The sequence below is a fragment of the Paenibacillus woosongensis genome, assembly GCF_009725165.1.
GTDB lineage: Bacteria > Bacillota > Bacilli > Paenibacillales > Paenibacillaceae > Fontibacillus > Fontibacillus woosongensis.
Genome location: NZ_WNZW01000012.1, coordinates 99,562 through 124,021, shown reverse-complemented (window position 1 = coordinate 124,021; position 24,460 = coordinate 99,562). Strand labels below are relative to the sequence as shown.

Annotated in this window: 20 protein-coding genes; 16 read left to right on the top strand and 4 right to left on the bottom strand. The window is 50.8% G+C overall.

The annotated features are described in order from the left end of the window. The 3 genes from GNP95_RS21275 (at position 1) to gyrA (ending at position 5,523) form a co-directional block, all read left to right on the top strand. Entirely contained in the window at positions 1 to 981 is a 981-nt protein-coding gene (locus tag GNP95_RS21275; protein WP_373870981.1) for an ABC transporter permease subunit, read from the top strand. Between the two features lie 80 nt (positions 982 to 1,061). Further along, positions 1,062 to 3,047: a DNA topoisomerase IV subunit B gene (gene parE, locus GNP95_RS21270; protein ID WP_155612836.1), complete on the top strand. Its 1,986-nt coding sequence runs from the start codon at positions 1,062 to 1,064 to the stop codon at positions 3,045 to 3,047. 13 nt (positions 3,048 to 3,060) lie between these two features. Beyond that, positions 3,061 to 5,523, top strand: coding sequence for a DNA gyrase subunit A (gyrA, locus tag GNP95_RS21265; protein WP_155612835.1), 2,463 nt, complete (start codon positions 3,061 to 3,063; stop codon positions 5,521 to 5,523). A gap of 88 nt (positions 5,524 to 5,611) precedes the next feature. Here gyrA and GNP95_RS21260 read toward each other — a convergent pair whose 3' ends face one another. Together GNP95_RS21260 and GNP95_RS21255 are read right to left on the bottom strand one after the other, a co-directional pair. Continuing rightward, positions 5,612 to 6,490 (bottom strand): LysR family transcriptional regulator, encoded by an 879-nt coding sequence (locus GNP95_RS21260; protein WP_155612834.1) that lies wholly within the window; start codon positions 6,488 to 6,490, stop codon positions 5,612 to 5,614. Positions 6,491 to 6,714: 224 nt separating this feature from the next. Next, positions 6,715 to 7,401, bottom strand: coding sequence for an SOS response-associated peptidase (locus tag GNP95_RS21255; RefSeq protein WP_155612833.1), 687 nt, complete (start codon positions 7,399 to 7,401; stop codon positions 6,715 to 6,717). 228 nt (positions 7,402 to 7,629) lie between these two features. Here GNP95_RS21255 and GNP95_RS21250 point away from each other — a divergent pair, with 228 nt between their 5' ends. From GNP95_RS21250 to GNP95_RS21240, 3 genes are all read left to right on the top strand, one after another. Beyond that, on the top strand, positions 7,630 to 8,697 hold the full coding sequence (locus tag GNP95_RS21250; RefSeq protein ID WP_155612832.1) for a branched-chain amino acid aminotransferase: 1,068 nt from the start codon (positions 7,630 to 7,632) through the stop codon (positions 8,695 to 8,697). 260 nt (positions 8,698 to 8,957) lie between these two features. Further along, positions 8,958 to 9,368 (top strand): MarR family winged helix-turn-helix transcriptional regulator, encoded by a 411-nt coding sequence (locus GNP95_RS21245; protein ID WP_155612831.1) that lies wholly within the window; start codon positions 8,958 to 8,960, stop codon positions 9,366 to 9,368. Positions 9,369 to 10,104: 736 nt separating this feature from the next. After that, positions 10,105 to 10,389, top strand: a complete 285-nt coding sequence (locus GNP95_RS21240) for a hypothetical protein (protein WP_155612830.1) — start codon at positions 10,105 to 10,107, stop codon at positions 10,387 to 10,389. 191 nt (positions 10,390 to 10,580) lie between these two features. Here the strand turns inward: GNP95_RS21240 and GNP95_RS21235 are convergent, their stop codons facing one another. Further along, the gene (locus GNP95_RS21235; RefSeq protein WP_230873935.1) at positions 10,581 to 11,333 is read right to left on the bottom strand and encodes an RluA family pseudouridine synthase; all 753 of its coding nucleotides are present in this window, start codon (positions 11,331 to 11,333) and stop codon (positions 10,581 to 10,583) included. Positions 11,334 to 11,336: 3 nt separating this feature from the next. After that, positions 11,337 to 12,200, bottom strand: coding sequence for a class I SAM-dependent methyltransferase (locus GNP95_RS21230; protein WP_155612829.1), 864 nt, complete (start codon positions 12,198 to 12,200; stop codon positions 11,337 to 11,339). Positions 12,201 to 12,580: 380 nt separating this feature from the next. On the opposite strand from GNP95_RS21230, the gene GNP95_RS21225 reads away from it, so the two are divergent. The 10 genes from GNP95_RS21225 (at position 12,581) to GNP95_RS21180 (ending at position 24,358) form a co-directional block, all read left to right on the top strand. Next, positions 12,581 to 13,594 (top strand): LacI family DNA-binding transcriptional regulator, encoded by a 1,014-nt coding sequence (locus GNP95_RS21225; RefSeq protein ID WP_155612828.1) that lies wholly within the window; start codon positions 12,581 to 12,583, stop codon positions 13,592 to 13,594. 223 nt (positions 13,595 to 13,817) lie between these two features. Next, a complete protein-coding gene (locus tag GNP95_RS21220; RefSeq protein WP_155612827.1) occupies positions 13,818 to 15,146 on the top strand; it encodes an extracellular solute-binding protein in 1,329 nt (442 codons plus the stop codon). 201 nt (positions 15,147 to 15,347) lie between these two features. Next, positions 15,348 to 16,205: a carbohydrate ABC transporter permease gene (locus GNP95_RS21215; RefSeq protein WP_155612826.1), complete on the top strand. Its 858-nt coding sequence runs from the start codon at positions 15,348 to 15,350 to the stop codon at positions 16,203 to 16,205. 14 nt (positions 16,206 to 16,219) lie between these two features. Then, complete coding sequence (locus GNP95_RS21210; protein ID WP_155612825.1) at positions 16,220 to 17,044, top strand: carbohydrate ABC transporter permease; 825 nt, start codon at positions 16,220 to 16,222, stop codon at positions 17,042 to 17,044. Between the two features lie 52 nt (positions 17,045 to 17,096). Further along, positions 17,097 to 18,116 (top strand): sialidase family protein, encoded by a 1,020-nt coding sequence (locus GNP95_RS21205; protein WP_155612824.1) that lies wholly within the window; start codon positions 17,097 to 17,099, stop codon positions 18,114 to 18,116. Positions 18,117 to 18,230: 114 nt separating this feature from the next. Continuing rightward, complete coding sequence (locus tag GNP95_RS21200) at positions 18,231 to 19,166, top strand: dihydrodipicolinate synthase family protein (protein ID WP_155612823.1); 936 nt, start codon at positions 18,231 to 18,233, stop codon at positions 19,164 to 19,166. Positions 19,167 to 19,180: 14 nt separating this feature from the next. Then, positions 19,181 to 20,974: an L-fucose isomerase gene (locus tag GNP95_RS21195; RefSeq protein WP_155612822.1), complete on the top strand. Its 1,794-nt coding sequence runs from the start codon at positions 19,181 to 19,183 to the stop codon at positions 20,972 to 20,974. Positions 20,975 to 21,039: 65 nt separating this feature from the next. Then, a complete protein-coding gene (locus tag GNP95_RS21190) occupies positions 21,040 to 22,710 on the top strand; it encodes a ribulokinase (RefSeq protein WP_155612860.1) in 1,671 nt (556 codons plus the stop codon). 75 nt (positions 22,711 to 22,785) lie between these two features. Beyond that, a complete protein-coding gene (locus tag GNP95_RS21185) occupies positions 22,786 to 23,313 on the top strand; it encodes a NanQ anomerase/TabA/YiaL family protein (protein WP_155612821.1) in 528 nt (175 codons plus the stop codon). Between the two features lie 238 nt (positions 23,314 to 23,551). Continuing rightward, on the top strand, positions 23,552 to 24,358 hold the full coding sequence (locus tag GNP95_RS21180) for an ABC transporter ATP-binding protein (protein WP_155612820.1): 807 nt from the start codon (positions 23,552 to 23,554) through the stop codon (positions 24,356 to 24,358). Positions 24,359 to 24,460 lie beyond the last annotated feature (102 nt).

Below are 24,460 nucleotides of genomic sequence, written 5' to 3'. Positions count from 1 at the left end.
ATGATGGCATTGGTGAAGAATGAAACGATCAAGATGATTAAGAAGAAGCGCTTCTACGTCATCCTGCTGGTACTGCTCGTGCTTGTCCCGATATTCTCTTATGCGCAATTGCGGGCGGCAGAGGATAAGCGGAGCAAATTCGGCACGGATTGGCGCAGGGAAGTGCAGCAGGCGATTACGGACAATCAGAATTCCCTGGGAAGCGACCGTGTGCCGGAGGAATGGAAGAAATACCGTCTCATTTATATTCAGCAGATGAAATATTATTTGGAGCACGACGTGAATCCCCGGCAGCCTGGAGCCGTCGCCTTTACAAAGGAGTTTCTTGATAATGCGGCGACATTGTTCATTCCGCTGCTTATTATGGGCATCGGGTCGGATATCGTCTCTTCGGAACGTACGAGCGGGACGATTAAAATGCTGCTGACCCGGCCGGTCAGGCGCTGGAAGGTGCTGCTGAGCAAGCTGATCACTTTGCTCATGTTCGTGTCGCTGATCGTCGTGTCCACGTTTATCATATGTTATTTGATATCGGGACTATTTTTCGGGTATAAAGGGTTTAATTTGCCTGTCTTTACCGGATTTAAACTTCAGGGCGCAGATGTCGATATAACAGGAGTACACGCTGTTCCACAGTGGAAGTATATATTGATGCAAATGGGGCTGATCTGGTTCGTCAGTTCGGTTGTGGCTATGCTCGCCTTTATGGTATCCGTGCTTGTGCGAAGCACAGCGGCAAGCATCGTCATTATGATGGCGGCCTTGATTGCAGGCAATATCCTGACGAATTTGGCATCGGCCTGGACGAGCGCAAAATATTTGTTTATGGTCAATTTGGGTCTGACGCAATATTTGGCGGGAACGCCCGCGCCGATCGAAGGAATGACACTAGGTTTTTCATTGGGCGTGCTGGCTGTTTGGGGCCTTGGATCGCTCGTTGTTTCATTCCTTGTCTTTACGAAACAGGATATATTGAATTAAAATGGACAAGGAAACCAAAACATCTGTTTGCATTTGTAAGTCAAATGTCTACATAAAGAAGCATAAAAGGGGGAGCATGAATGGCCGATCAAATCGATTTGTTTGAAGACGCCGTCCAGCCAGCGGTCGGTACGGCGGCTTCAGGATACGACGCTGACGACATTCAAGTGCTCGAAGGGCTTGTCGCGGTACGTAAACGGCCAGGTATGTATATCGGCAGTACGAGCTCGTCGGGATTACATCATTTAGTATGGGAGATCGTGGATAACGCTGTAGACGAGCATTTGGCGAAGTATTGCTCTAAGATCGATATCTCATTGAACAAGGACGGATCGGTAACCGTATTCGATAACGGGCGGGGCATACCCACGAGCATTCACAAGACCGGAATTCCAACGCCGCAGGTCGTGTTCACGATTCTGCACGCGGGGGGCAAATTCGGCGGTTCGGGCTACAAGAAGTCAGGCGGCCTGCACGGCGTTGGCGCTTCGGTGACGAACGCGCTGTCCGAGTGGCTGGAGGTCGAAATTTACCGGGACGGCAAAATCCACCGCCAGCGCTTCGAATACTGGGTCGATAAGAAGGGAAAGGAGCATGTCGGGGAGCCTGTTAGCGGACTGGAGATCATCGGCAATACGAACCGGACTGGTACGAAAGTGACTTTTAAACCGGATATTCGCGTATTTCCGAACGGAATCGGGCTGAATTACGATACGCTGGCCGAGCGCCTGCAGGAAATTGCCTTTCTGAATTCCGGGCTCAAGGTTACGCTGAAGGACGAGCGCTCCGATCGGGCAGATGAGTTTTATTACGAGGGCGGAGCAAGCCAGTTCGTCCAGTTCCTGAACGAAGGCAAGGAAGTGCTGCACGACGTCATTCATTTCTATGCGGAGAAGGAGGACGTCGAGGTTGAGGTTGCTTTGCAATATAACGCAGGGTATACCGAGACGCTGGCTTCCTTCGTTAACTCAATTCCGACCCGCGGGGGAGGAACGCATGAGACAGGCTTCAAGACCGCGTATACGCGGGTCATGAATGATTACGCCCGCAAGAACGGCCTCCTGAAGGAGAAGGATAAGAACCTGGAAGGAACGGATCTGCGCGAGGGCATGATGGCGGTTATCAGTGTCAAGATGGCTGAAGTCGAGTTCGTCGGTCAAACGAAAGATCAGCTCGGCAGCGCCTCGGCTAGAAGCACAGTGGATGCTGTCGTCTCCGAGAATATGGCGCTGTTTCTGGAAGAGAACCCGCAGGTGGCTCAGCTGCTGATCAAAAAGGCTGTGCAGGCATCCAGGGCCCGCGAAGCAGCCCGCAAAGCAAGGGATGAAATGCGCACAGGCAAGAAGCGCAGCGAGAGCTCCAACCTCGGCGGCAAGCTTACTCCTGCTCAATCGAAGGATTTCACGCGCAACGAGCTGTTCATCGTGGAGGGCGACTCCGCTGGCGGCTCCGCCAAGCAGGGCCGGGATTCAAAGACCCAGGCGATTCTGCCGCTAAAAGGAAAGCCGATGAACCCGGAAAAGGCAAAGCTCGCGGATATATTAAAGAACGATGAGTACCGGTACATTATCTCGGCGATTGGCGCCGGCATCGGCACGGAATTTGCGCTGGAGGACAGCAATTATTCCAAGATCATCATTATGACGGACGCGGACACGGACGGCGCGCACATCCAGGTGCTGCTGCTGACCTTCTTCTACCGCTATATGAAGCCGCTGATCGATGCGGGACGGGTGTATATTGCCCAGCCTCCGCTATACAAAATTACGCGCAAATCCGGCAAGCTTGAGACGGTTAGATATGCGTGGACTGACGAGCAGCTGCAAAATTATTTAAAGGAATTCGGCAAAAATTTCGAACTGCAGCGTTATAAAGGACTCGGAGAAATGAACCCGGATCAGCTGTGGGAAACGACGATGAATCCGGAGACACGGACGCTGCTCCAGGTGCAGATCGAGGACGCTACAAAGGCGGAGCGCCGCGTGTCCACGTTAATGGGCGATAAGGTTGATCCACGGAAGCGCTGGATCGTCGAAAATGTAGATTTCACGGAGTATGAGGAATAGAGGGTGACTTGATTTGAGTTTAATGGAGAACTTTTTGCCGGCCTATTTGGAGGAAGTCGTTGGCGACCGGTTTGGCCGGTATTCCAAATATATCATTCAGGATCGCGCTATTCCCGATGTGCGCGACGGCCTGAAGCCTGTTCAAAGACGGATTCTATACGCCATGTACGATTCGGGGAACACTCCGGACAAGCCGTATCGCAAATCCGCCAAGACAGTCGGAGACGTAATGGGGAATTACCATCCGCACGGCGACTCTTCGATTTACGAGGGAATGGTGCGCATGGCCCAGCCTTGGAAAATGGGGCATGTGCTGATAGATGGCCATGGGAATTGGGGCTCGCAGGACGATGACCCGGCAGCGGCGATGCGTTATACCGAGGCAAGATTGTCGCCGATCGCCATGGAGCTGCTGCGTGACATCGATAAGCGGACAGTTCCGTTCAAGGACAATTTCGACAATACCGCGATGGAGCCTGTCGTGCTTCCATCGCGGTATCCGAATCTGCTAGTCAACGGCGTCAGCGGAATTTCCGCAGGCTTCGCTACTGAAATTCCGCCGCATAATCTGCGCGAAGTCATTGATGCGTGTATTGCGGTCATGGAGAAGCCAAGCATGAGCCTGGAAGAAATCCGCGCCTATGTGAAGGGGCCGGACTTTCCGACCCACGGCATCATCATGGGTGAAGAAGGCATCAAGGATGCCTACGAGACTGGGCGAGGCCGCATCTATATCCGCGCGAAGACGGAAATTGAGTCACTGCGCGGCGGGAAGCAGCAGATCGTGATTACGGAAATTCCATACCAGGTTGTTAAGTCTCGCTTGGTTACCGCAATGGAGAATATCCGCCTGGAGAAGAAGGTGGACGGGATCGCCGAAGTTCGCGACGAGAGCGGCCGCGAAGGGCTGCGGATTGTCGTAGAGCTGCGGAAGGATGCGGATGCCCAGGGGATTTTGGCGTATTTGCTGAAGAAAACCGATTTGCAGGTAACCTATAACTTCAACATGGTGGCGATCGTCAACAAGGCGCCGCGCCAGCTCGGCTTGAAGCCGATCCTTGAAGCTTATATCGCCCACCAGCGCGAGGTCGTGACATTCAGAACGCAGTACGAGCTGGAGAAGGCGGAGGATCGGGCCCATGTTGTCGAGGGCCTGGTCAAAGCGCTGAATATTCTTGACGAGGTCATTGCCGCGATCAAGGCTTCCAAGAACCGTCAGGATGCTCAGAACAATCTGCAATGGATGTTCGGATTTACCGAGCGGCAGGCTGACGCGATCCTTACTTTGCAATTGTACCGCTTGACGAATTTGGAAATTACGTCGTTAGAGAAAGAATTAAACGAGCTGAACAAGAAAATTGCCACGCTGCGGGGAATTCTGGAGAGCGACAAGAAGCTGATTGCGGTTATTAAGAAAGAACTATTGGAAATCCGGGAGAAATACGGCGTGGACCGCCGCTCGGAAATTCAGGGCGAGGTTGAGGAAATCAAGGTTAACCTTGAAGTCATGGTCGCTCAGGAAGATGTGCTTGTTACGCTGTCTAATGAAGGTTATATCAAGCGTACGAGCATGCTTTCCTTTACCCGCTCCGGCGGCGAGCTGGACGGCTCGGGTGTGAAGGACGGCGATTACATTAAGCATATCCTTGATGTGGATACGCTGCAAAATGTGCTGATCTTTACGCAGCGGGGGCAATACTTCGTGCTGCCTGTGCATCAAATTCCCGAGTTCAAGTGGAAGGATAACGGAACGGCGATCGTCAATGTTATCGCCATGGCCAAGGAAGACCACATCGTTAGTGTTATCCCGATCAAAACCTTTGAAGAGCCGGATACAAGCCTCGTATTCGTGACGAAACGCGGACAGGTAAAACGCACGCTGCTGAAGGACTACGAGACGAAGCGCTCCGGCGCCGTCGCCGCTGCGAAGGTTGCGGATGGGGATGAAATCATTCAGGTGCAGCTCAGCCGGAACACGGCCGAAATCCTGCTGCTCACGAAGGATGGCATGGCGATTCGCTTTGCCGAAAATGAAGTCAACCCGATGGGACGCGTTGCTTCTGGTGTTAAAGGCATTGGCCTGAAGGACGGCGACGAGGTGGTAGCCGCACTTTGGGTGGAAGGCGAAGAAGGAGAAATCCTGGTCGTCTCTGACCTGGGTTACGGCAAGCGCAGCCTGCTGCTGGATTATCCGATGCAAAGCCGCGGCGGACGCGGCGTGCAGACGTTCGAGTTCAAGGAAGGCAAGCGCGTGAAGCCGAACGGCAGCCGCATTGCGGGCGGCTTCCATTGCAAGGAAGCGCTGGACATCGTAGCTATGACGAAGCAGGGCGAGTCATATGGGTTTAATTCGGAAGCGGCCCCGCTGGCCGATCGCAAATCGATCGGGAAGGCACTAGCCTCTGTAGGCAAAGGGGACGAAATTATCGATTTACTGATTGTGCCGCAGCGCGGCGAAGAGGCGCAGGCCAAATAGCATAACAGCAAGCCAAACAGGCTCTCCTCCATGATGATTGTGCATGGAGGAGAGCCTTTTGACTGTGTGGGGTAAAGGAAAATACTCGTTAGTCCGTTTGCAAATTGGAGGATAAGTGCTCGATAAAAGCCTGTATGGCTGTATCCATGTATGTATCTTTGCGGTACACGATGCCAACACTGCGGTAGGGGGCAGGTTCGGCGATGGGGACACTGACAAGGCGCGGGTCCCGAAGCGTTGCGGTGTAGGATTTGGGCACGACGCTCAAGCCTACGTGATGAGCAACCATTTGGCACTGGGATTCCATCGTGGACAACTCGATAACAGGACTGAGCTGAATGCCAATTTCAGCACAGGACGCATCCAGCATTTGCCGGGCCAGAAACTTTGGAGGAAACAAGACGAGAGGCGACAGGGCCAGCTCTCGCAGTTCAATGCCGCTCGATTCCGCAAACGGATGATCCTGGGGAACGATGACGACGAGTTCCTCTTTATACAGAGGAAGACTGATGAGCTGCTCGTCCTTCAGCGGCAGAAATACGACCCCGAGATCCAGCTTGTTGGTGAGCAGCCGTTCGCGGGTTTCTTCGGTCGCCAGTTCGACGATGGATAGCTCGATGCCGGGAAACTGGCGATGAAAGGAAATGATGGACTGAATCAGCAAATGATTGCCCGAGCAGCCGATTCTTAATCGGCCTCGCCGCAGCCCGGTCAATTCGCCGATGACCAGCTTCGCCTGCTCCAGTTCGTGAAACACCCGGCGGGCATGCTCCAGCAGAACCGTTCCGGCCTGGGTCAAATGAATTTTCTTGCCCGACCGGTGGAACAGCGGCGTGCCCAACTGCTCTTCCAGCAAGCGGATTTGGTGACTGAGCGTCGGCTGGGAAATCCCCAGATTGTCCGCGGCTTTCGTGAAATGCAGTTCCTCGCTCACGGCGATAAAGTATTCTAGCAGACGGTGTTCCAAGTTATCCCTTCTTCCATAGATATAACCTATGATTATAGTAGAACATATTATTTAAAAATCGTATATATATATATCAAGGGTCGCCGAGGATTTCTTGCTTGTTTACTTCGTGGTGCAGTACACGAGGGTGCTTACGGTTGAACTCACCTGGGACAGGCGACAAATGTATTAGTTATTGGACCTCCTGGATTGTTGGTCATGGTTTAGAGATACAGTGCACTTGCTTATAGAAGATCGGCAGGCTTTACTTCTTCCAGCAGCTTAGTATCATTATTCCTTACGTTGCCTACTTCAGACGATACTGGATAGGCCCTCATTTCATTGGAGTCATACGGCCTCAACAATTGTATAAGTGCCGGTACATCTGCATGATCCCTGTCAAGCCATTCTGCTTCATCTTCCTTTTGGAGAATAACCGGCATTCTGTTATGAATATCGGCCATTAGACGATTCGGCGCAGTAGTGATGATGGTGCAGGTCGCCAGTTTGTTTCCGCTTGGGTCCATCCAAATATCGTAAAGCCCTGCGAAAGAGAAAATCCCCTCGTCCTTCAATGTGATTCGAAACGGCTGCTTTGATTTTGCCCGCTGCTGCCATTCGTAAAAACCATCAGCAGGGATAATACAGCGGCGGGACGTAATCAATCGATTAAATGAAGGTTTTTCGGTAATTGTTTCAGCTCTTGCGTTAATCATTTTGCTGGCGATTTTATCATCTTTAGCCCAGGACGGGACTAACCCCCAGCGAAGGCTCCCCAACCGGTTCCCGTTACTGCCTTTGACTACTGCCGGGATGTATTGCATAGGAGCTGCGTTATAGGAAGGTTCATAGTTTGTGTTTGTATCTTCATCAATATAATAGCGCAGCAATAGTTCTTCATAAGGAACTGTGATAGTAAAACGTCCACACATAAGGCAGGCCCCCCGATTAAAATGACGAAGCTCTTGTGAAAATTATAAACCAAAAATGCAAAAGCCCACAAACATAGAGGTCAGTGGTCATTTAGTTTACATGTAACGGGTGTGAAGCTTGCGCGTTATAGATACGAACTATGATAATGATCGATATCATATTATTGATCAATGATTGAATGAGCGCTATAGTAAAGATAGAGTTAATAATCGAGAGGACGTGTAGTAATGGGGAGCTTGAACATTGAATTAAGTCAGAATTTGAAGCAGAAGCCGGACCCGGGGGCCCTGGGCTTTGGGCAATATTTCAGCGACCATATGCTGACGATGGAATATTCGCTTGAGGCGGGTTGGCATGATCTGAAAATCGTCCCTTATGGTCCGATTGCCCTTGATCCTTCGGCGATGGTGTTCCATTACGGGCAGGAAGTATTCGAAGGGATGAAAGCATATCGGACGGCTGCCGGGGAATTGGTGCTGTTCCGGCCGGATATGAACCTGAAGCGGCTGAACGACTCCTGCGAGCGGTTAAGCATTCCACAGGTAGAGCCTTCTACGCTGCTGCAGGGGATCACGGAGCTTATAAAAGTCGATGCATCATGGATTCCGTCGGGAGAAGAGAACGCCTTATATATTCGTCCGTTTATCATTGCTACTGAGCCGTGTCTCGGCGTACGGGCTTCGCACACATATAAGCTGCTGGTCATTCTTTCACCGGTTGGTTCCTATTATCCCGAGGGTATCCATCCGGTCAGCATTCACGTAGAACAGCGTTATGTTCGGGCTTTCCGCGGCGGAACCGGTGCTGCAAAAACGGCAAGCAACTACGCGGCTAGCATCAAAGCTCAGGAGGATGCGAAGAAGTCGGGCTATTCGCAGGTGCTCTGGCTGGATGGAGCAGAGAGCAAATATGTTGAGGAAGTCGGCAGCATGAACGTCTTCTTCAAGGTGAACGGTGAAGTTATTACACCCGAGTTGTCAGGAAGCATCTTGGCCGGGGTAACGCGAGATTCCGTTATCGCGCTGCTGAAATCATGGGGAGTTCCGGTGAGCGAACGCAAAGTTGCAATGGAGGAGCTGGCCGAGGCGCATCAGAAGGGATGGCTTGAAGAAGCCTTTGGAACGGGTACGGCCGCTGTCATTTCGCCGATCGGCAGCATGAAATGGGGGGAGCTTGAGCTGAACATTGCCGAAGGCAAAACCGGCGAGTTGTCCAAGAAGCTGTATGACACGATCACGGGCATTCAGCGCGGTCAACTTGATGATCCGCTTGGCTGGAGATATCCGATTAAATAATCCATAGCTGTAATTCCGTTAGAAGTTTTGAGCCAGCCGAGCAGTCGGCTGGTTTTTTGCAATAACTCAAACGGATGGATTTTTTTGGAATAAGGAGGATTTTGAGCGAAGGACGGCGAATTTAATTAAAGGTGTTAAGAAAACGTTTATTGTAGTGTATGTTATGGCTTCTATCGTCGAACTCATCATCTTTACATAGGACAAAACCAACGAATCATTATTCATAAATCATTGAGTCAGGCAGAGATAGGGGGGATATGATGCATACGGAAGAATTCGGAAAGTTACTTAACAAAATCGTAAAAGACTATCAGAATCATTTGGAAGAGGAGCTTGCGCCAACCTTAACCACATCCCAATTGTCGGTGCTTGAAGTATTAGAGCAGAATGGCCAGTTGAAGCCGTCGGATCTGATTCCGTTTCTAGCAACGACCCCGGCCGCGGTAACGATGCTTCTGGACCGGATGGAGAAGGCAGAGCTGATTCGCCGCGACCGGGACGAGGAAGACCGGCGGATCGTCTGGATATCGATTACGGAGAAAGGCAAGACGGAGGCCGACCGGGGAATTTCGATCCGTCACGCCTATTTGGACGGTGTGCTCAGCCGCATTTCTACGCATAATCAGCAGCTGCTTGTTTATTTAATGGGTAAAATTTCAGGAATGAAGTAGGTAATTTCTTAGAGACGTGTGATCCTCTATCCGAAGGGTCACACGTTTTTGTTGTTTTATATAGGGCTAGTAAAAATATTGCACGATAATCCTATGCCGGATCGAGCAGCCTTCCTTCTTATACTTAAGTTATGAATTAGCTTTTCTAGCAGGAGGAGATTGGGACGCTATCTCTAGGTCAACTGAAGATTATTATTTGACCCGACCAAGCCAATTATTTAGGGGATGGCAAGCATCTGTTGTTAGTCTAGTCCGAGGTAGATGGTCACGTTGTGGTAACCTGAGGGAATATACGCGAGTTCACATCCGAATTAGAGGGGGCTAGCAAGGTAGCTACTCTCTAACTCGAATCCCTAATTTTACGAAAATATCATAAAATTCGTCGTGATGTGCTAAGCGCATACAATATATAACTATTGGGTAAAAATAAGGAATTAGCTTGCAAATAATCAAGATTATTTTAAATCTCACCTACCCAAAGGGGTAAATAGAAGGGTAATTAAATATTCTAAAGTTGGTAAATACCATTACTCATATAGAAAGGTAGAACACTATAAGAAAAATGGGCAAGGAAAGAAAATCTGGGGATCAACTTTTTAAGGAGATATTATGAGATTAAAATGGATGATGTTGTTGGGCTTTTGTTGTCTTTTAATCATAAGTACGCTTTTTGTGTTGAAATCACAAAAAATACAGTAAAGAATTGGGATCAGTTAAAGGAGATCGGGAGAGAGGCATGCTGGTGCGAATTCTAAAGTCTCCTGATGATGCTATACATTTTGATGAAATCAACCTAGATGGGTTTGATTGGAAGAATCACAATCTAATTGTAACTAAAGGTTGGAAGTTGAAGAAGGTTTCATACAGCACTTTTCAACCAACTAGTAGAGTAAAGGAAAAGTTAGTGAAAATTGTATTGCATGAACAGAGTGATGATAACTTGCTGTGTTATTATCAGATTAAGAAGATAGATATCTTTTTAGATGAGCATTATGCAAATGGTGGAATAACATTTGAATAGGTTTAATCTTATTAACCACATGCGAGTGTAATAACTCCATGTGGTTTCTTTCTACAAGCAAACTCTTGAACTTGCTTCGATGGTGAATAGGATTTTTAGGAATTGCCGTATCGGATCAGCGTGTGAAGGGGTGCAAGTAGACGTGCGCATTGATGCTTCCGTCTACTTGATAGTTTATTTCATGATGAAAATCAGAGCAGCCGCGCCAGCTCCTCGTAGGTTTGCCTGTTCCACAGGCTCCAAGGAGCTTCATCCGGCGGCAGGGAGGTAATATGAATCTGCTCCTTCGATACCGGATGCGGGAAGCCGACATACAGTGACCACAGAGCGATCTGCTGGCCCGGCTTGTTGAAGGCCTGGCCATACTTCTGGTCGCCGTACAGCGGGCAGCCGATATGGCTGAGCTGTACCCGAATCTGATGGGGGCGTCCGGTGAGCAGGGTAACCCTAATCAGCGTCAGATTGTCGCCTGCAGCTGTCCCAATGACCTCATAATCAAGAATGGCCTCTTTGCCGCCAGACGTTCCCTTCGTGACGACCGACACGGTATTCGTACGCTCATTTTTCAGCAGTGTATTCGTTAGACGTCCTTGCTGCTTTAGAGGCGTGCCGTGCACGATGGCAAGGTACGTCTTGTCGAAGCTGCGGCTGCGGACGGACTCCGATAACCGGGAGGCGGCCTTTGACGTCTTCGCAAAAATCATTGCGCCGCCGACGGGCCGATCCAAGCGATGGACGAGCCCTAAATATACATTGCCTGGCTTCTGATAACGTTCCTTGATATCCTCCTTCAGCAAGGACAGCAGGTCAGGATCGCCGCTGGCATCCCCTTGGGTCGGGATGTTAACCGGTTTGACGATCCCCAGCAGATGGTTATCTTCGTATAAAATATCGAAGTCCGACTCCATCATATTCCGGCCCTCGTTGTTGTTCTTTGTAGTCATCGGTTAATCCTCCCAGCGGCCAAGGATCCCGCAAGGAAGGTTCAGTCCCGAATTCGTAATAGGCAGCCCGATTTCGCCGGCGGAAATACTTCCCCCGTAGCGCTTCTTGACAGTCATCGACAGAATGTTATGAAGCACGGTTGGCGAGATGCCTGTCGTATAGGAATTGATCAAGAAGAAGAGAGGGTTGTCCGACAGAATGGACAAACACGACTCCACGAACGGATACAAGCTGGTCTCTAGCTTCCACATCTCGCCGCCAGGCCCCCGTCCATAGGAAGGAGGGTCCATGATGATGGCGTCATAGCGATTTCCGCGCCGCTGTTCACGCTGGACGAATTTGAATACGTCATCCGTAATATAACGGATTGGCCGTTCACTAAGACCGGATAGGGCGGCGTTCTCTTTAGCCCACTGCACCATGCCTTTAGCCGCGTCAACATGCACAACGGATGCGCCTGCGGAAGCAGCTGCAACCGTAGCGCCTCCCGTGTAGGCAAACAGGTTAAGCACCTGAATTGGCCGTCCGGCGCGCTGAATTTTGTCCATCATCCAGCTCCAGTTTGCCGCCTGCTCTGGGAATAGACCCGTATGCTTGAAGTTCGTAGGCCGAATGTAAAACTTAAGCTGCTCGTACGATATTGTCCACCGCTCCGGGATTTGCTTCTTCATCTCCCATTGCCCGCCGCCCGAGGAGCTGCGGTGGTAATGGCCATGTACATTTCTCCACTGTTGTGATTCGTGATGAATCGGCCAGATGATCTGCGGATCAGGGCGGCGTAAAATGATGTCCCCCCAGCGTTCCAGTTTCTCTCCGCCCCCGGCGTCAATGATCTCGTAATCTTCCCACTTGTTTGCTACATGCATGAGTTCATCCATCCTTCCAATATCCTCTAGAGGCATCCTATCAAATGAAAACGGACAGGCCGTTTCATATGGCGCTGCTTACGCTTGTAAACCTACGGATGTTATTGTACCTCATTATTCCATCTCCATGCTACCAATTAAAGAAATAGCAGTCTGAAAGTTGTGTCAAAAAAATATTTCAATAAAATTTAAAAATTCCTGTTGACGTGTAAGCGCTTTTAAAATACAATAAAAACGTATTAGCAAAACGTTTTAGCAAAACGTATTAGCAGTGCATGATCCTGAATGGTGTGTTAATTAATTGATTTAATCTCGTTTGAACCTATACAATGGATTAGGATATTTTGCCAATATGAAGAAAATGATGAGGTGTTATAAGCATGGCAAGCATTAAGGAAATAGCCCAACTTGCTAAAGTATCGCAAGGCACGGCCTCCATGGTGTTGAATGGCAAAGGGGACAAGTACCGGATATCCGCCGCAACGCAAGCGAAAATATTAGAAGCTGCCCGAGAGCTTAACTATCAGCCGAATATTTCGGCGAGACGATTGCGGAGCGGAGGGGAAACGGTGCTGCCGATCATCGCCCTGTTCTGGACGCTGGATACGCGGACAGCGCTTGTCGGCCGGTACCTGAAAGGCTTTCAGCACGCCCTTAACGAGCTGGAGGATGAGTACGAGCTATTGATCCAGCCATACGTTGGCACCAAGTTGAATGAGGTGAGAAGCTTAGTAACAGGAACCCGGTTTAACGGGGCGATCATTGCGAACTCCACGGAGGAGGATGACGAGTTCCTTGAGCAGGCTGATTTGAACGTTCCGATCGTGCTGCACCAACGCGAATCCAGCAAATATTCATCCGTAAATGTCGATAGCCGCAGAAGCGGCGAGATGGTTGCGGAGAGGTTGTATAAGCGGAACCACAAAAAGGTGGGACTGATTATCCCTGACGTTTCCTCCAAGGCAATCATGCTGCGCAGAGAAGGATTTTTGGATAAGGCGGCCAAGCTAGGATTGGAAATCGATGAAGAGCATTTGATGTATGAAGACTTCTCAGAGCAGGGCGGGTATGAAGCGGTGATGAGAATGAAGGAGCAATCCGGCTTCATGCCGACAGGTGTATTTGCGATTAGCGATCAGATGGCTGTAGGCGCACTCAAGGCACTGAATGAAATCGACATCAAAGTGCCGGAGGACATGGAAATCATTGGCCATGATAACGACGAAGTAACCAATTATACTATACCTACATTATCTACAGTTCATTTGCCGGTAGAAGAGATGGCGAAAGAGAGCTTGAGAATGCTGACGGATATGATGCTGTACAAAACGAATGTGAAGGTTCATAAAATGTTCGATACGCATATCGTGACCCGCAAATCCTGCGGAGAGTAACCCGGTGAGAACCGGCGGTACATCAGCTTGGTTATACGTCTAACCGGGAGGAGCGGCAAATCGTCTTCTCCCTGGTTAGCACCAAATATAAGGCATTACTCTATAATTCACAACCTGAAAGGGGGTGAGCGTTAAATCTGAACCGCATTAAAGAAAGCGCTTACACTTATAGTTTGACAGGCAAATCTTCATTAATCTTGAGAATCCTTAGAGGGGGATGTACATGAGAACAAAGAGATGGCTTGCAAGTTTTCTTACTGTAATGTTGTTGGCTTTACCGTTGGCAGGTTGTGCGGCCGACCCCAAACCACAAGCGACGAACTCACCGGCCTCGGCAAATGACGGCGGCAGCGGTAAGGTTGTGAATATTGATTTCTGGGGCGGATGGACAGGACCTGACCTCAACACGATGGAAGGACTAGTTAACAAGTTCAATCAGGAACAAAGCGGCATTCATGTTGAATTTACTTCCCTGCAATGGACTCCGCTGTTCACCAAGTTTTTGACGGAAATGAAAGGCGGGAATCCGCCGGACGTATTGGTCATGCATCCATTTGAGCTGGGACAGTTCGTTGAGATGGGCGTCCTGGACAACGCGCCGATCGCCAACGTCGGCATGGAGACGGGAAATTATTCTTCCTTTGCCTGGGGCGGAACTTTCTATAAAGGCGAGCAATATGCGGTTCCGTTAGACGTTCATATGCACGGACTTTACTATAACAAGGATCTTTATAATGAAGCGGGAATAACGCAGCCCCCGATGACCGGCGAAGAGCTGATCGCGACAGCCCAGAAGCTGACGGTCGACAACAAAGGCAAGCGTGCCGACGAAGCAGGCTTCGACGCGAACAATATCGTGCAATACGGACTTGGTTTCTCTATGAACCACCATGTATTCTATCAAATCTATGCTCTATTGAATCAGCAAGACCATAACCCGTTTACCGAAGATATGAAAGCGGTTGAATTGGATGAAGAGAAGATGGCGAAGGCGATTGCCTTCCTGCAAGACCTTGTATTTAAATACAAAGTCGTGCCTAAAGGCGAGAAATCCCCGGTCGATGATTTCATGGGCGGCAAAGTAGCGATGTTCGTGGACGGACCATGGCAAATGCCGAAGCTGGAGGAATCCAATATCCAATGGGCAAGCGCTCCTTATCCTAAAGTGTTTGATAAACCGGCTGCTTGGGGAGCTGCAGAAATCCTTACTTTCCCACTGAAGAAAAACAATGATTCCGATAAGGCCAAAGCAGCGATCGAATTCGTTAAATGGCTGGACAATAACTCCGGCGAATGGGCGAAATCCGGGCAGCTTCCATCAAGCAACGTCGGCATGCAAACCGCTCAGAGCATGGAAGGCCGGGAAGCGTTCATTAACAGCTTAGACAGCAGCGTTCTGCTTCCATCGCATCCGAAGGCGGCGCAAATCTTCTCCAGTACAGCTCCGAGCCCGATATTGACAGCCGCTCAGGACGCTATTCTGAACAACAAGGATCCACATGATATCGCCAAGCAGTTAAAGAAAGATATGGACAGTCTGCTGCAAGAGTAGCATCTGTTGCTCGCGAGCAGCCACTGAAATTGACACAAAAATGAACCGATACGGCTGGTCAGAAGAAAATTGCGCATGGTTGATTGACCACCATTGTAAGATGCCAGGCACCGCACGCAGGGATCCTTGCCGTATCGGTTTCATGTACCACTCTATTAAGACTAGTAATATCACCATAGTGGTAGAAAGGTTGACGACTTCATGAAATCACAAGGAAAAGTCGCGGCGCTGTTCTTGCTGCCTTATCTGCTCGTATTCCTTGTCTTTCGCTTTGGACCGAGTATAGCAGGGCTGTTCATCGGCTTTATGAAATGGAATATCGTCGGCGACGCCGAGTTTGCCGGATTAGCCAACTTCAAGAAGCTGTTCAATGATCCGATATTTTGGGTCTCTCTGAAAAATACACTGCTGTTTCTCGTATTGACATTGCCGCCGCTGATTGTGTTCAGCCTCCTGATGGCCGTGCTGTTGAACCAGAAGCTGCGCTTCCGCAACGCTGTAAGAACGATTTCAATCATTCCCTACGTGTTGATCCCGGCCGTCGTCGGTATCATTTGGAACTGGCTGTACGATAACAACTTCGGGATTCTCAACTACTATTTGAAGCTGGTTGGCCTTGGGCCGATTGAATGGCTGACGAGTGAGAAGTGGGCGTTATTCTCAATTGCCCTTGTTACTGTATGGTCGTACCTCGGCTACAACATGATTCTATATCTTGCCGGTCTGCAGGATATTTCCGCGGATTTGTACGAGGCGGCCAAAATTGACGGGGCCACGGGCACACAGGCATTCATGAGGATTACCTTGCCGATGCTGAAGCCGATTACCTCGATGGTGATCACACTTACCCTCGTGAATACGATTCAAATATTTGACCAAATATTCGTCATGACGAACGGCGGTCCGGGAACGGCTACGCTCACATTGGTGCAATATTTATACGGAACCGCATTCCAGAACTACAATCTCGGCTACGGCTCTGTGCTTGGCATCGCGACATTGGTCATTTTAATCGTATTTGTGCAAATTCAATCCAGATTGCTGAAGCTGGATGACTAGGGGAGGCTCACGGCATGAAATTAAAAAACACTTTGATCTACATTGTCATGGCGTTTATCGGTGTCATATTCCTGTTTCCCTTGCTATGGTCAGTCGTTTCTTCGCTGAAGCCGGAAGCGGAAATTATGAACTATCCGCCGAAATGGATCGCCGATTTCACGCTCATCAATTATAAATCCGTGCTGGCCCAGTATCCGTACACCGGCTGGATGATGAACAGTTTGATCATTACCGTATTGTCGACGTTGTTTGTGCTCGCGTTGACGACGCCTGCAGCTTATGCGTTTGGGCGGCTTAACTTCAAGGGGAAAAAGGTGATTTTTACGCTCATCGTCTCCATGCTGCTTATTCCGATTCAGGCCTACATCGTTCCGTTATTCCTGCTCGTTTCTGAATTGAAGCTGCTGAATACATTTGCCGCGCTCATTCTGGTTGCTGGCGCGAACGTCATCAGCGTGTACATCTTGACCAGCTTCTTCAAAGGAATCCCTAATGAGCTGGAGGAAGCCGCGAGAATCGACGGCTGCAAGGATTTCGGGATCTTCTGGAAGGTGATGCTGCCTTTAACGAAGCCAGCTGTGTCCACGGTCACGATTCTGATGTTCATCTCGAACTGGAACAACTTCCTGTGGCCGATGATCGCGATTCGCGCGAATGCCTTGAAGCCATTGACGGTAGGGATTGCGCAGTTTATGGGCGGAGCGAATTCCACCGCGCAATTCCAGTATGGCACTTCGCTTGCCGCGGCCTGTATGGCCATCATACCGTCTGTTATCGTGTTCTTGTCTTTACAGCGTTATTTCGTAGAGGGAATTACAAATTCCGGGATCAAAGGCTAGTCAACCAGGCCGCAAATGCGGCAAGTTGATTTCTCAGGAGGGAATTACGGACATGTTCAATGAGATCACGAATGAATTGATCATGGGAACGGACAAACCGTTTGCCAGCTGTCATGCTTCACATTTGGCGGTGCTGCCTGGCGGCGATATCCTCGCCGTCTGGTTTGCGGGGAGCAAGGAAGGCGCGGATGACAGTGCAATCTGGTGCTCCCGCAAGACAGGCGGGAGCTGGTCGCGGCCGCTGCAAATAGCGGCGGGAGTAGAGGAGCCCTGCTGGAATCCGGTACTTATGAATCTTCCGGGCGGCGAGCTGATGCTATTCTATAAAATCGGCCGATGGATTAAGGAATGGCGAACGCTCTATAAAATCTCCAAGGATGAGGGGAGAACCTGGTCGGCGGCGAGTGAGCTCGTTCCTGGTGACCGGGGAGGCAGAGGCCCAGTTCGCAATAAGGTGATCGTTCTCGCGGACGGCACTTGGGTCGCTCCGGCTTCTGCCGAGGACGGAATCTGGACTTCGTTCGCTGATCGCTCGCAGGATCAGGGCTTGACCTGGCAGCGGAGCGAGGAGATCGGCATCGCTGGTATTCAACGGAGTGACATCCAAGCGGTAAAGAGCGATATTCCGGTGTCGGAGCAGTCATTTTACGGCCGGGGGGTTATTCAGCCATCGGTATGGGAGTCCGAGCCTGGCCAGGTTCATATGCTGATGAGAAGCTCGGAAGGATTCATTCACCGCAGTGATTCGCAGGACGGCGGCGTCCATTGGAGCGCGGCGTATCCAACGAGCGTTCCGAATAATAACAGCGGGATGGATGTTGTCCGCATGGAGGATGGAACCCTGGTGCTTTGCTGCAATCCTGTCGGCGTCAATTGGGGACCGCGCACGCCGCTTGTATTGATGGCGTCCACGGATAATGGGCTGACCTGGACCCAAGAGGCTATGCTGGAAGACGGCGAGGGGGAGTTTTCCTATCCGGCAGTTCTTGCGTATGGAGACCAGCTCTACCTGACTTATACCTGGAACAGAGTCAATATTGCCTTTAGAAAGTTTAGCAGAAGGGCGAAGTAATACGGTTATTGCTGTAAACTATGGTACAAATTTCACAGCGGGAAATAGCAGTGTTTAGCAGTGGAGCAGCGGATAGGAATTGTTGTTATTGACTACGTGCGTGGAGGGACATAGATGTTGAATCAATTACAATCACATATACCGGACGGTGTATGGCCAACCATGGTTACGCCGTTCAAGGAGAACGGAGAAATCGACTTCGTTGCCCAGGAGCGGGCGGTTGAATGGTATATCCGGCATGGTGTAGACGGTCTGTTTGCAGTTTGCCAATCGAGTGAAATGTTTCACTTAAGTTTGCAAGAGAGAGTGAAGCTGGCCTCTTTTATTAAAGAAAAAGCAGCCGGACGCGTGCCTGTTATAGCTTCAGGCCATATTTCCGATGATTTTGACGACCAGGTTAAGGAACTGACGGCCATGGCTGCAACCGGGATCGATGCTCTTGTGCTGATCACGAACCGATTGGCGAACGAGGATGAGCCGGATGAGGTATGGAAGGCCAACTTAGAGAAGCTGCTCAGCAGGCTGCCGGAAGATATTCCGCTAAGTTTTTATGAGTGTCCATTTCCCTACAAAAGAATTATTTCACCCGAGCTGCTGCAATGGTGCGCAAGCACGGGGAGATTCCACTTTCTGAAAGATACTAGCTGTGATACGGATAATATTCGGCAGAAGCTCGAAGCCGTACAGGACAGCTCTTTGAAAATATATAATGCGAATTCAGCGACGCTGCTGGAGACGCTTCGGCTTGGCATCGCAGGGTATAGCGGGGTGATGGCGAACTTCCATCCGGACTTATACGTATGGCTGCTGAAAAATTGGGAGAATGAGCCGAAGCGGGCGGAGACGCTCACGAATCTCCTCAGTATGACCTCTCTAATCGAAAGGCAATTATACCCGGTCAACGCCAAGTACTATTTAATGCTGGAAGGCGTCTTTGATAACTATTACTGCCGGGTGAAGAACCATCGGGACTTTACGGCAACGAACCGTTTAGAAATCCGCCAGCTGCATCAATTGTCCAAGCAGTTGTCCGGGCAATTCATTATATAACAGGAGGAATGATCATGAGTACACCAATGATTGTAAACCGTTTGGAGGGCGCTATGCCCAAAATAGGCATTCGTCCGGTCATTGATGGACGGCGCGGCGGGATCCGCGAATCACTGGAGGAGCCGACGATGAATCTGGCTCTCGCTTGCGCCCGCTTTCTATCGGACAATCTCCGCCATGCTAATGGTTTGCCTGTGGAATGCGTAGTAGCGGATACGACGATTGGCGGGGTGCGGGAAGCGGCCAGCACGGCCGAGAAATTCCGCCGGGAAGGCGTGGGCGTAACGATTACGGTAACTCCGTCCTGGTGCTATCCGCTGGAGACGATCGATACCGATCCGTGGATGCCGAAGGCGATATGGGGCTTTAACGGAACGGAGCGTCCAGGAGCGGTCTATTTGGCGGCCGCGCTTGCGGCCCACAACCAGAAGGGATTGCCTACGTTCAGCATTTATGGACGGGATGTGCAGGATATTGGCGATGATACCATCCCAGAGGACGTACAGGGTAAATTGCTGAATTTTGCCAAGGCCGGGCTTGCTGTAGCGACGATTCGCGGCAAATCCTATTTGTCGATGGGAACGGTGTCAATGGGGATTGCCGGCTGTATTGTGGACGAAGGCTTCTTCCAAAACTATCTTGGCATGCGCAATGAATATGTGGATATGACTGAGTTTATCCGGCGGATGGAGCGGGGGATTTACGATAAGGAAGAATATAAGCGCGCGCTGGAGTGGACGAAGAAGCACTGCAAGGAAGGGGAGGACGTTAACCCGCCGGAGCGCCAAAGATCTGCAGGGCAGAAGGCGCAGGATTGGGAGACGGTAGTCAAAATGGCGCTCATAGCCCGCGACCTCATGGTCGGCAATCCGAAGCTGGCGGAAATGGGCTACGGCGAAGAAGCAGAAGGGCGGAATGCCATTGCCGCAGGATTTCAGGGACAGCGAGCGTGGACGGATCATTTGCCGACCGGTGACTTTATGGAAGCTATTCTGAGCAGCTCCTTTGATTGGAACGGCATTCGCGAGCCGTTTATGCTGGCCACGGAGAATGACAATTTGAACGCGATCACCATGCTGCTCGGGCATCAGCTGACAAATGCCGCGCAAATTTTTGCCGATGTGCGTACGTACTGGAGCCCGGAAGCCGTCGAGCGGGTGACCGGCAAGAAGCTGGAAGGACAGGCAGCAGGCGGAGTGATCCACCTGATTAATTCGGGCCCGGCTTCCCTGGATGGCACAGGCCAGCAGTCGCTGAACGGTCAGCCGGCTATGAAGCCGTTCTGGGAAATCAGCGAGGAGGAAGCCCAGAAGTGTCTGGATGCGGTAGCCTGGTGCCCGGCCAAGGATTTCTTCCCGTCGGGCGGATTTTCCACGGATTTTACGACACGGGGCGGTATGCCGCTGACAATGGCTCGGATCAACCTGATCCATGGCATCGGCCCGGTGCTGCAAATTGCCGAGGGGTATTCTGTGGAATTGCCGGAGGATGTGCATGACGTGCTGGACCGCCGGTCTGATCCGACATGGCCGACGACATGGTTCGTGCCGAGATTGACTGGATCGGGGGCATTCAAGGATGTTTATTCGGTCATGAACCATTGGGGCTCCAACCACTGCGCAGTCAGTTACGGCCATATTGGCTCCCAACTGATTACGCTTGCTTCGATGCTGCGTATTCCGGTAAATATGCACAATGTGCCTGAAGAGGATATTTTCCGGCCAAGCGTATGGTCAGCTTTCGGCGCAGACGATGCGACCGGAGCGGATTACCGGGCGTGTGCCGCCTTTGGTCCTCTATATAAATAATCGCCAGCGGGGGAGATGGGAGAAATGAAAGAGGAGCAAGAGAGAAGGAGGCAAGAAGCATGAATATGGATGTTCGCTATGTTCTTGGAATCGATTATGGCACCGAATCGGGACGTGTTGTGCTTGTGGATGTCCGCGACGGCCGGGAGGTTGCCTGGCATGTGACGCCTTATCCTCACGGGGTTATGGATGTCGAGCTTGCGGGAACTGGAGTCAAGCTGGGCGCGGAGTGGGCGCTGCAGCATCCTCGGGATTACGTGGAAGTGCTGCGGCACTCCGTTCCGGAAGTATTAAGGATTTCCGGCGCCTTGCCGGAGCAGATCATTGGCATCGGGGTTGATTTTACTTCCAGCACCATACTTCCCATAGATCAAGAAGGCAATCCGTTATGTTATGCCGAGGAGTACCGTCATGAGCCGCATGCCTATGTGAAGCTGTGGAAGCACCATGCGGCCCAGCAGGAGGCCGATCTGATCAATGAACTTGCCGCTGCGCGGGCAGAGAGCTTCATTGGACGGTATGGCGGCAAGGTGTCCTCGGAATGGATGACGGCGAAGGCTCTGCAGGTGCTGCGGGAACGCCCGGATATTTATGATGCGGCAGATCGCTTCGTGGAGGCTGCGGATTGGATCGTATTTGTGATGACCGGGATGTTGAAGCGCAATAGCGGCTGCGCGGGTTATAAGTCGCTTTGGCATCGGCAAGAGGGATATCCGCAGCGGGATTTCTATCAACATCTGGATTCGCGGTTTGCCGCCTTCGCCGAGACGAAGCTCCGGGGAGATATCGTGACACTAAGCGAGTCTGCGGGCGTGCTTACGGAAGAGGCGGCTGCAATGATGGGCTTGCGCCCAGGCATCGCCGTGGCGCCGGGCATCATTGACGCTCATGCGGCTGTGCCCGGCGCCGGCGCGACATCACCTGGGGATATGGTGCTATCGATGGGAACCTCGTTATGTCATTTGCTGCTAAGTGAACAGGAAATTCAAGTGGAAGGCATTTGCGGTGTCGTAGAGGACGGTATTATACCTGGGTTGTATGCATATGAAGCGGGACAGCCTGCCGTTGGAGACATGTTTGGATGGTATGTGAAGCAGGCCGTGCCTGCTTATGTAGAAAGGGAAGCCGGGCAGGCGGGCGTCTCTGTTCATGAATGGCTGGAGGCGGGAGCGGCTAAGCTGCTGCCTGGCGAGAGCGGGTTAATCGCGCTCGATTGGTGGAACGGGAATCGTTCAAATCTGGTCAATTCCGAGCTGAGCGGCATGATTGCCGGGCTGACGCTGCAGACGAGACCCGAGGAAATATACCGTGCATTACTGGAAGCAACAGCATTCGGCACTCGCCATATTATTGAGGCTTTCGAAGCTGCCGGGGTTGAGGTGAAGGAGTTGTACGCCTGCGGCGGCCTGCCGCAGAGAAACAAGCTGCTAATGCAGCTGTATGCGGATATCACAGGCCGGGAGATCAAAATCGCCGCTTCAACACAGACTCCGGCGCTGGGAGCCGCGATGTTTGGAGCGGTAGCAGCAGGTTCCCTGCGCGGCGGCTACGACACCATCGAGGAGGCGGCCAGGCATATGGCTCACCTCCAGGAGAAGAGCTATACACCAACTGCCGTGCATCAGGCTATGTATGATGAGCTCTATAGGGAGTATCGTCGGCTGCATGATTATTTTGGCCGAGGCGGCAATGAAGTTATGACTAGGTTAAAGCAGCTGCAAAAAAAAAGGCCATGACCTCTTCCTGACTCCTTGAAGACAAAATGACAGCAAGCGTTTGAAGAACCGCATCCGGGAAAGGAAGGAACAGCCATGATGCTGGGGGATATCAGAAACCTGGATCAAGAGAAGCATTTATACCCTTCCGCTGTGCGAAGAGGGCTGGAATACATTAAGCTGCATCAGCTAGAGAATGCTTCGCCAGGCAGATATGAACTGGAAAGCGGAAAGATGTTTGCTATTGTTCAGGAATATACGACACAGCCGGTTAGCGGTCAGCAGTACGAATCTCACTACAGCTATATAGATATTCAGTATTTGGTGAGCGGTACGGAACGGATTGGCTGGAAAAGATACGATGACCGGCTGAAAATTAGCCTGAACCGCTTAAGCGAAGACGATATACAATACTATGAATCCGAAGCGGAAAAGGAATTCGAAGCTGTTCAGCGGAGAGAACGGAGGGCGGGACAGGATGAAGGCAGTGACTTGATCATGGAGCCGGGACTATTCGCCGTTTTCTTTCCAACGGATTTGCATCGCCCATGCGGCCACGTGCACAGAGAGAGCTGCATTCGCAAAATCGTCATCAAAATACACCGAAGTCTCGTCGGGTTGTAAAGCTTAGAACCGAGCTCTGTAACCGTTAAATATATGAACGACTAGCCCCGATATTTTCACATTTGTCATCGTCTATATCACCATCCTTCGCTCAAAATGAGGACATTCCATGCACATTCCTGGCTTGACAAGTTTATTCCAGCGAGTTAGCTTTGTAAATATTATAGGGCAGCAATCTAAGCCCATCATTAAGAATAGGGACAGAACGGAAACCAGTTAAGTCAGGGAGGCGTTGTAGATGAGTGATTCGAACCGGTCGGAGGGTTTTAGTCAAGTGATTGAGATGCAGAATGTAACATGGCGGCGGGACGGCAAAGTTGTGCTGGACGGGATAGACTGGCAGGTCGCGCCTGGCGAGAATTGGGCTTTGTTTGGGCTGAACGGGTCGGGTAAAACGACATTGCTTAATATGATCAACGGGTACATTTGGCCGACAACGGGCACGATTTCCGTACTGGGGCATAAATATGGCGAAGTGGACGTCAGGGAAATGCGTAAATCGATCGGGTGGGTCAGCTCTTCTCTGCAGCAAAGAATTCATGCATCCGAGAAGGTGCAGGATCTGGTTGTGAGCGGGAAATTTGCATCGATCGGGTTGTATGAAAAGCCGTCCAGCGAGGATTTTGACCGGGCGGAGGCATTGATGCATCAGTTAAGATGCGGCCATTTGCTGGATCGCACATATCAGACCTGCTCCCAGGGCGAGCAGCAAAAGCTGCTCATTGCACGGGCATTGATGGCAGAACCCAAACTGCTGATTTTGGATGAAGCTGCGAACGGCCTCGATTTCATCTCGAAGGAAGGGCTGCTGGACAGCATTCAGGAGCTGGCGGTACAGCCCGACGCTCCGCATATGATCTATGTTACTCACCATACGGAGGAGATCGTTCCGGCCTTTGCCAAGACGCTGCTTCTCCGGCGCGGTGAAGTGTTCATGCAGGGTAATACGAAGGAGCTGTTCCGCGGGGATACCTTGTCAGACTTCTTCGAACTGCCGGTCGATGTCACTTGGAGAAATGACCGCGCCTGGCTTTCTAGAAAGTAAAAGTTTCATGTGAAGTAATTGAAAAATAGAACTTCCATTATTATTTGGAAGTTCTATTTCATTGTATAGTCTTATTTAACTAAACTAAAGCACCTCATAGTT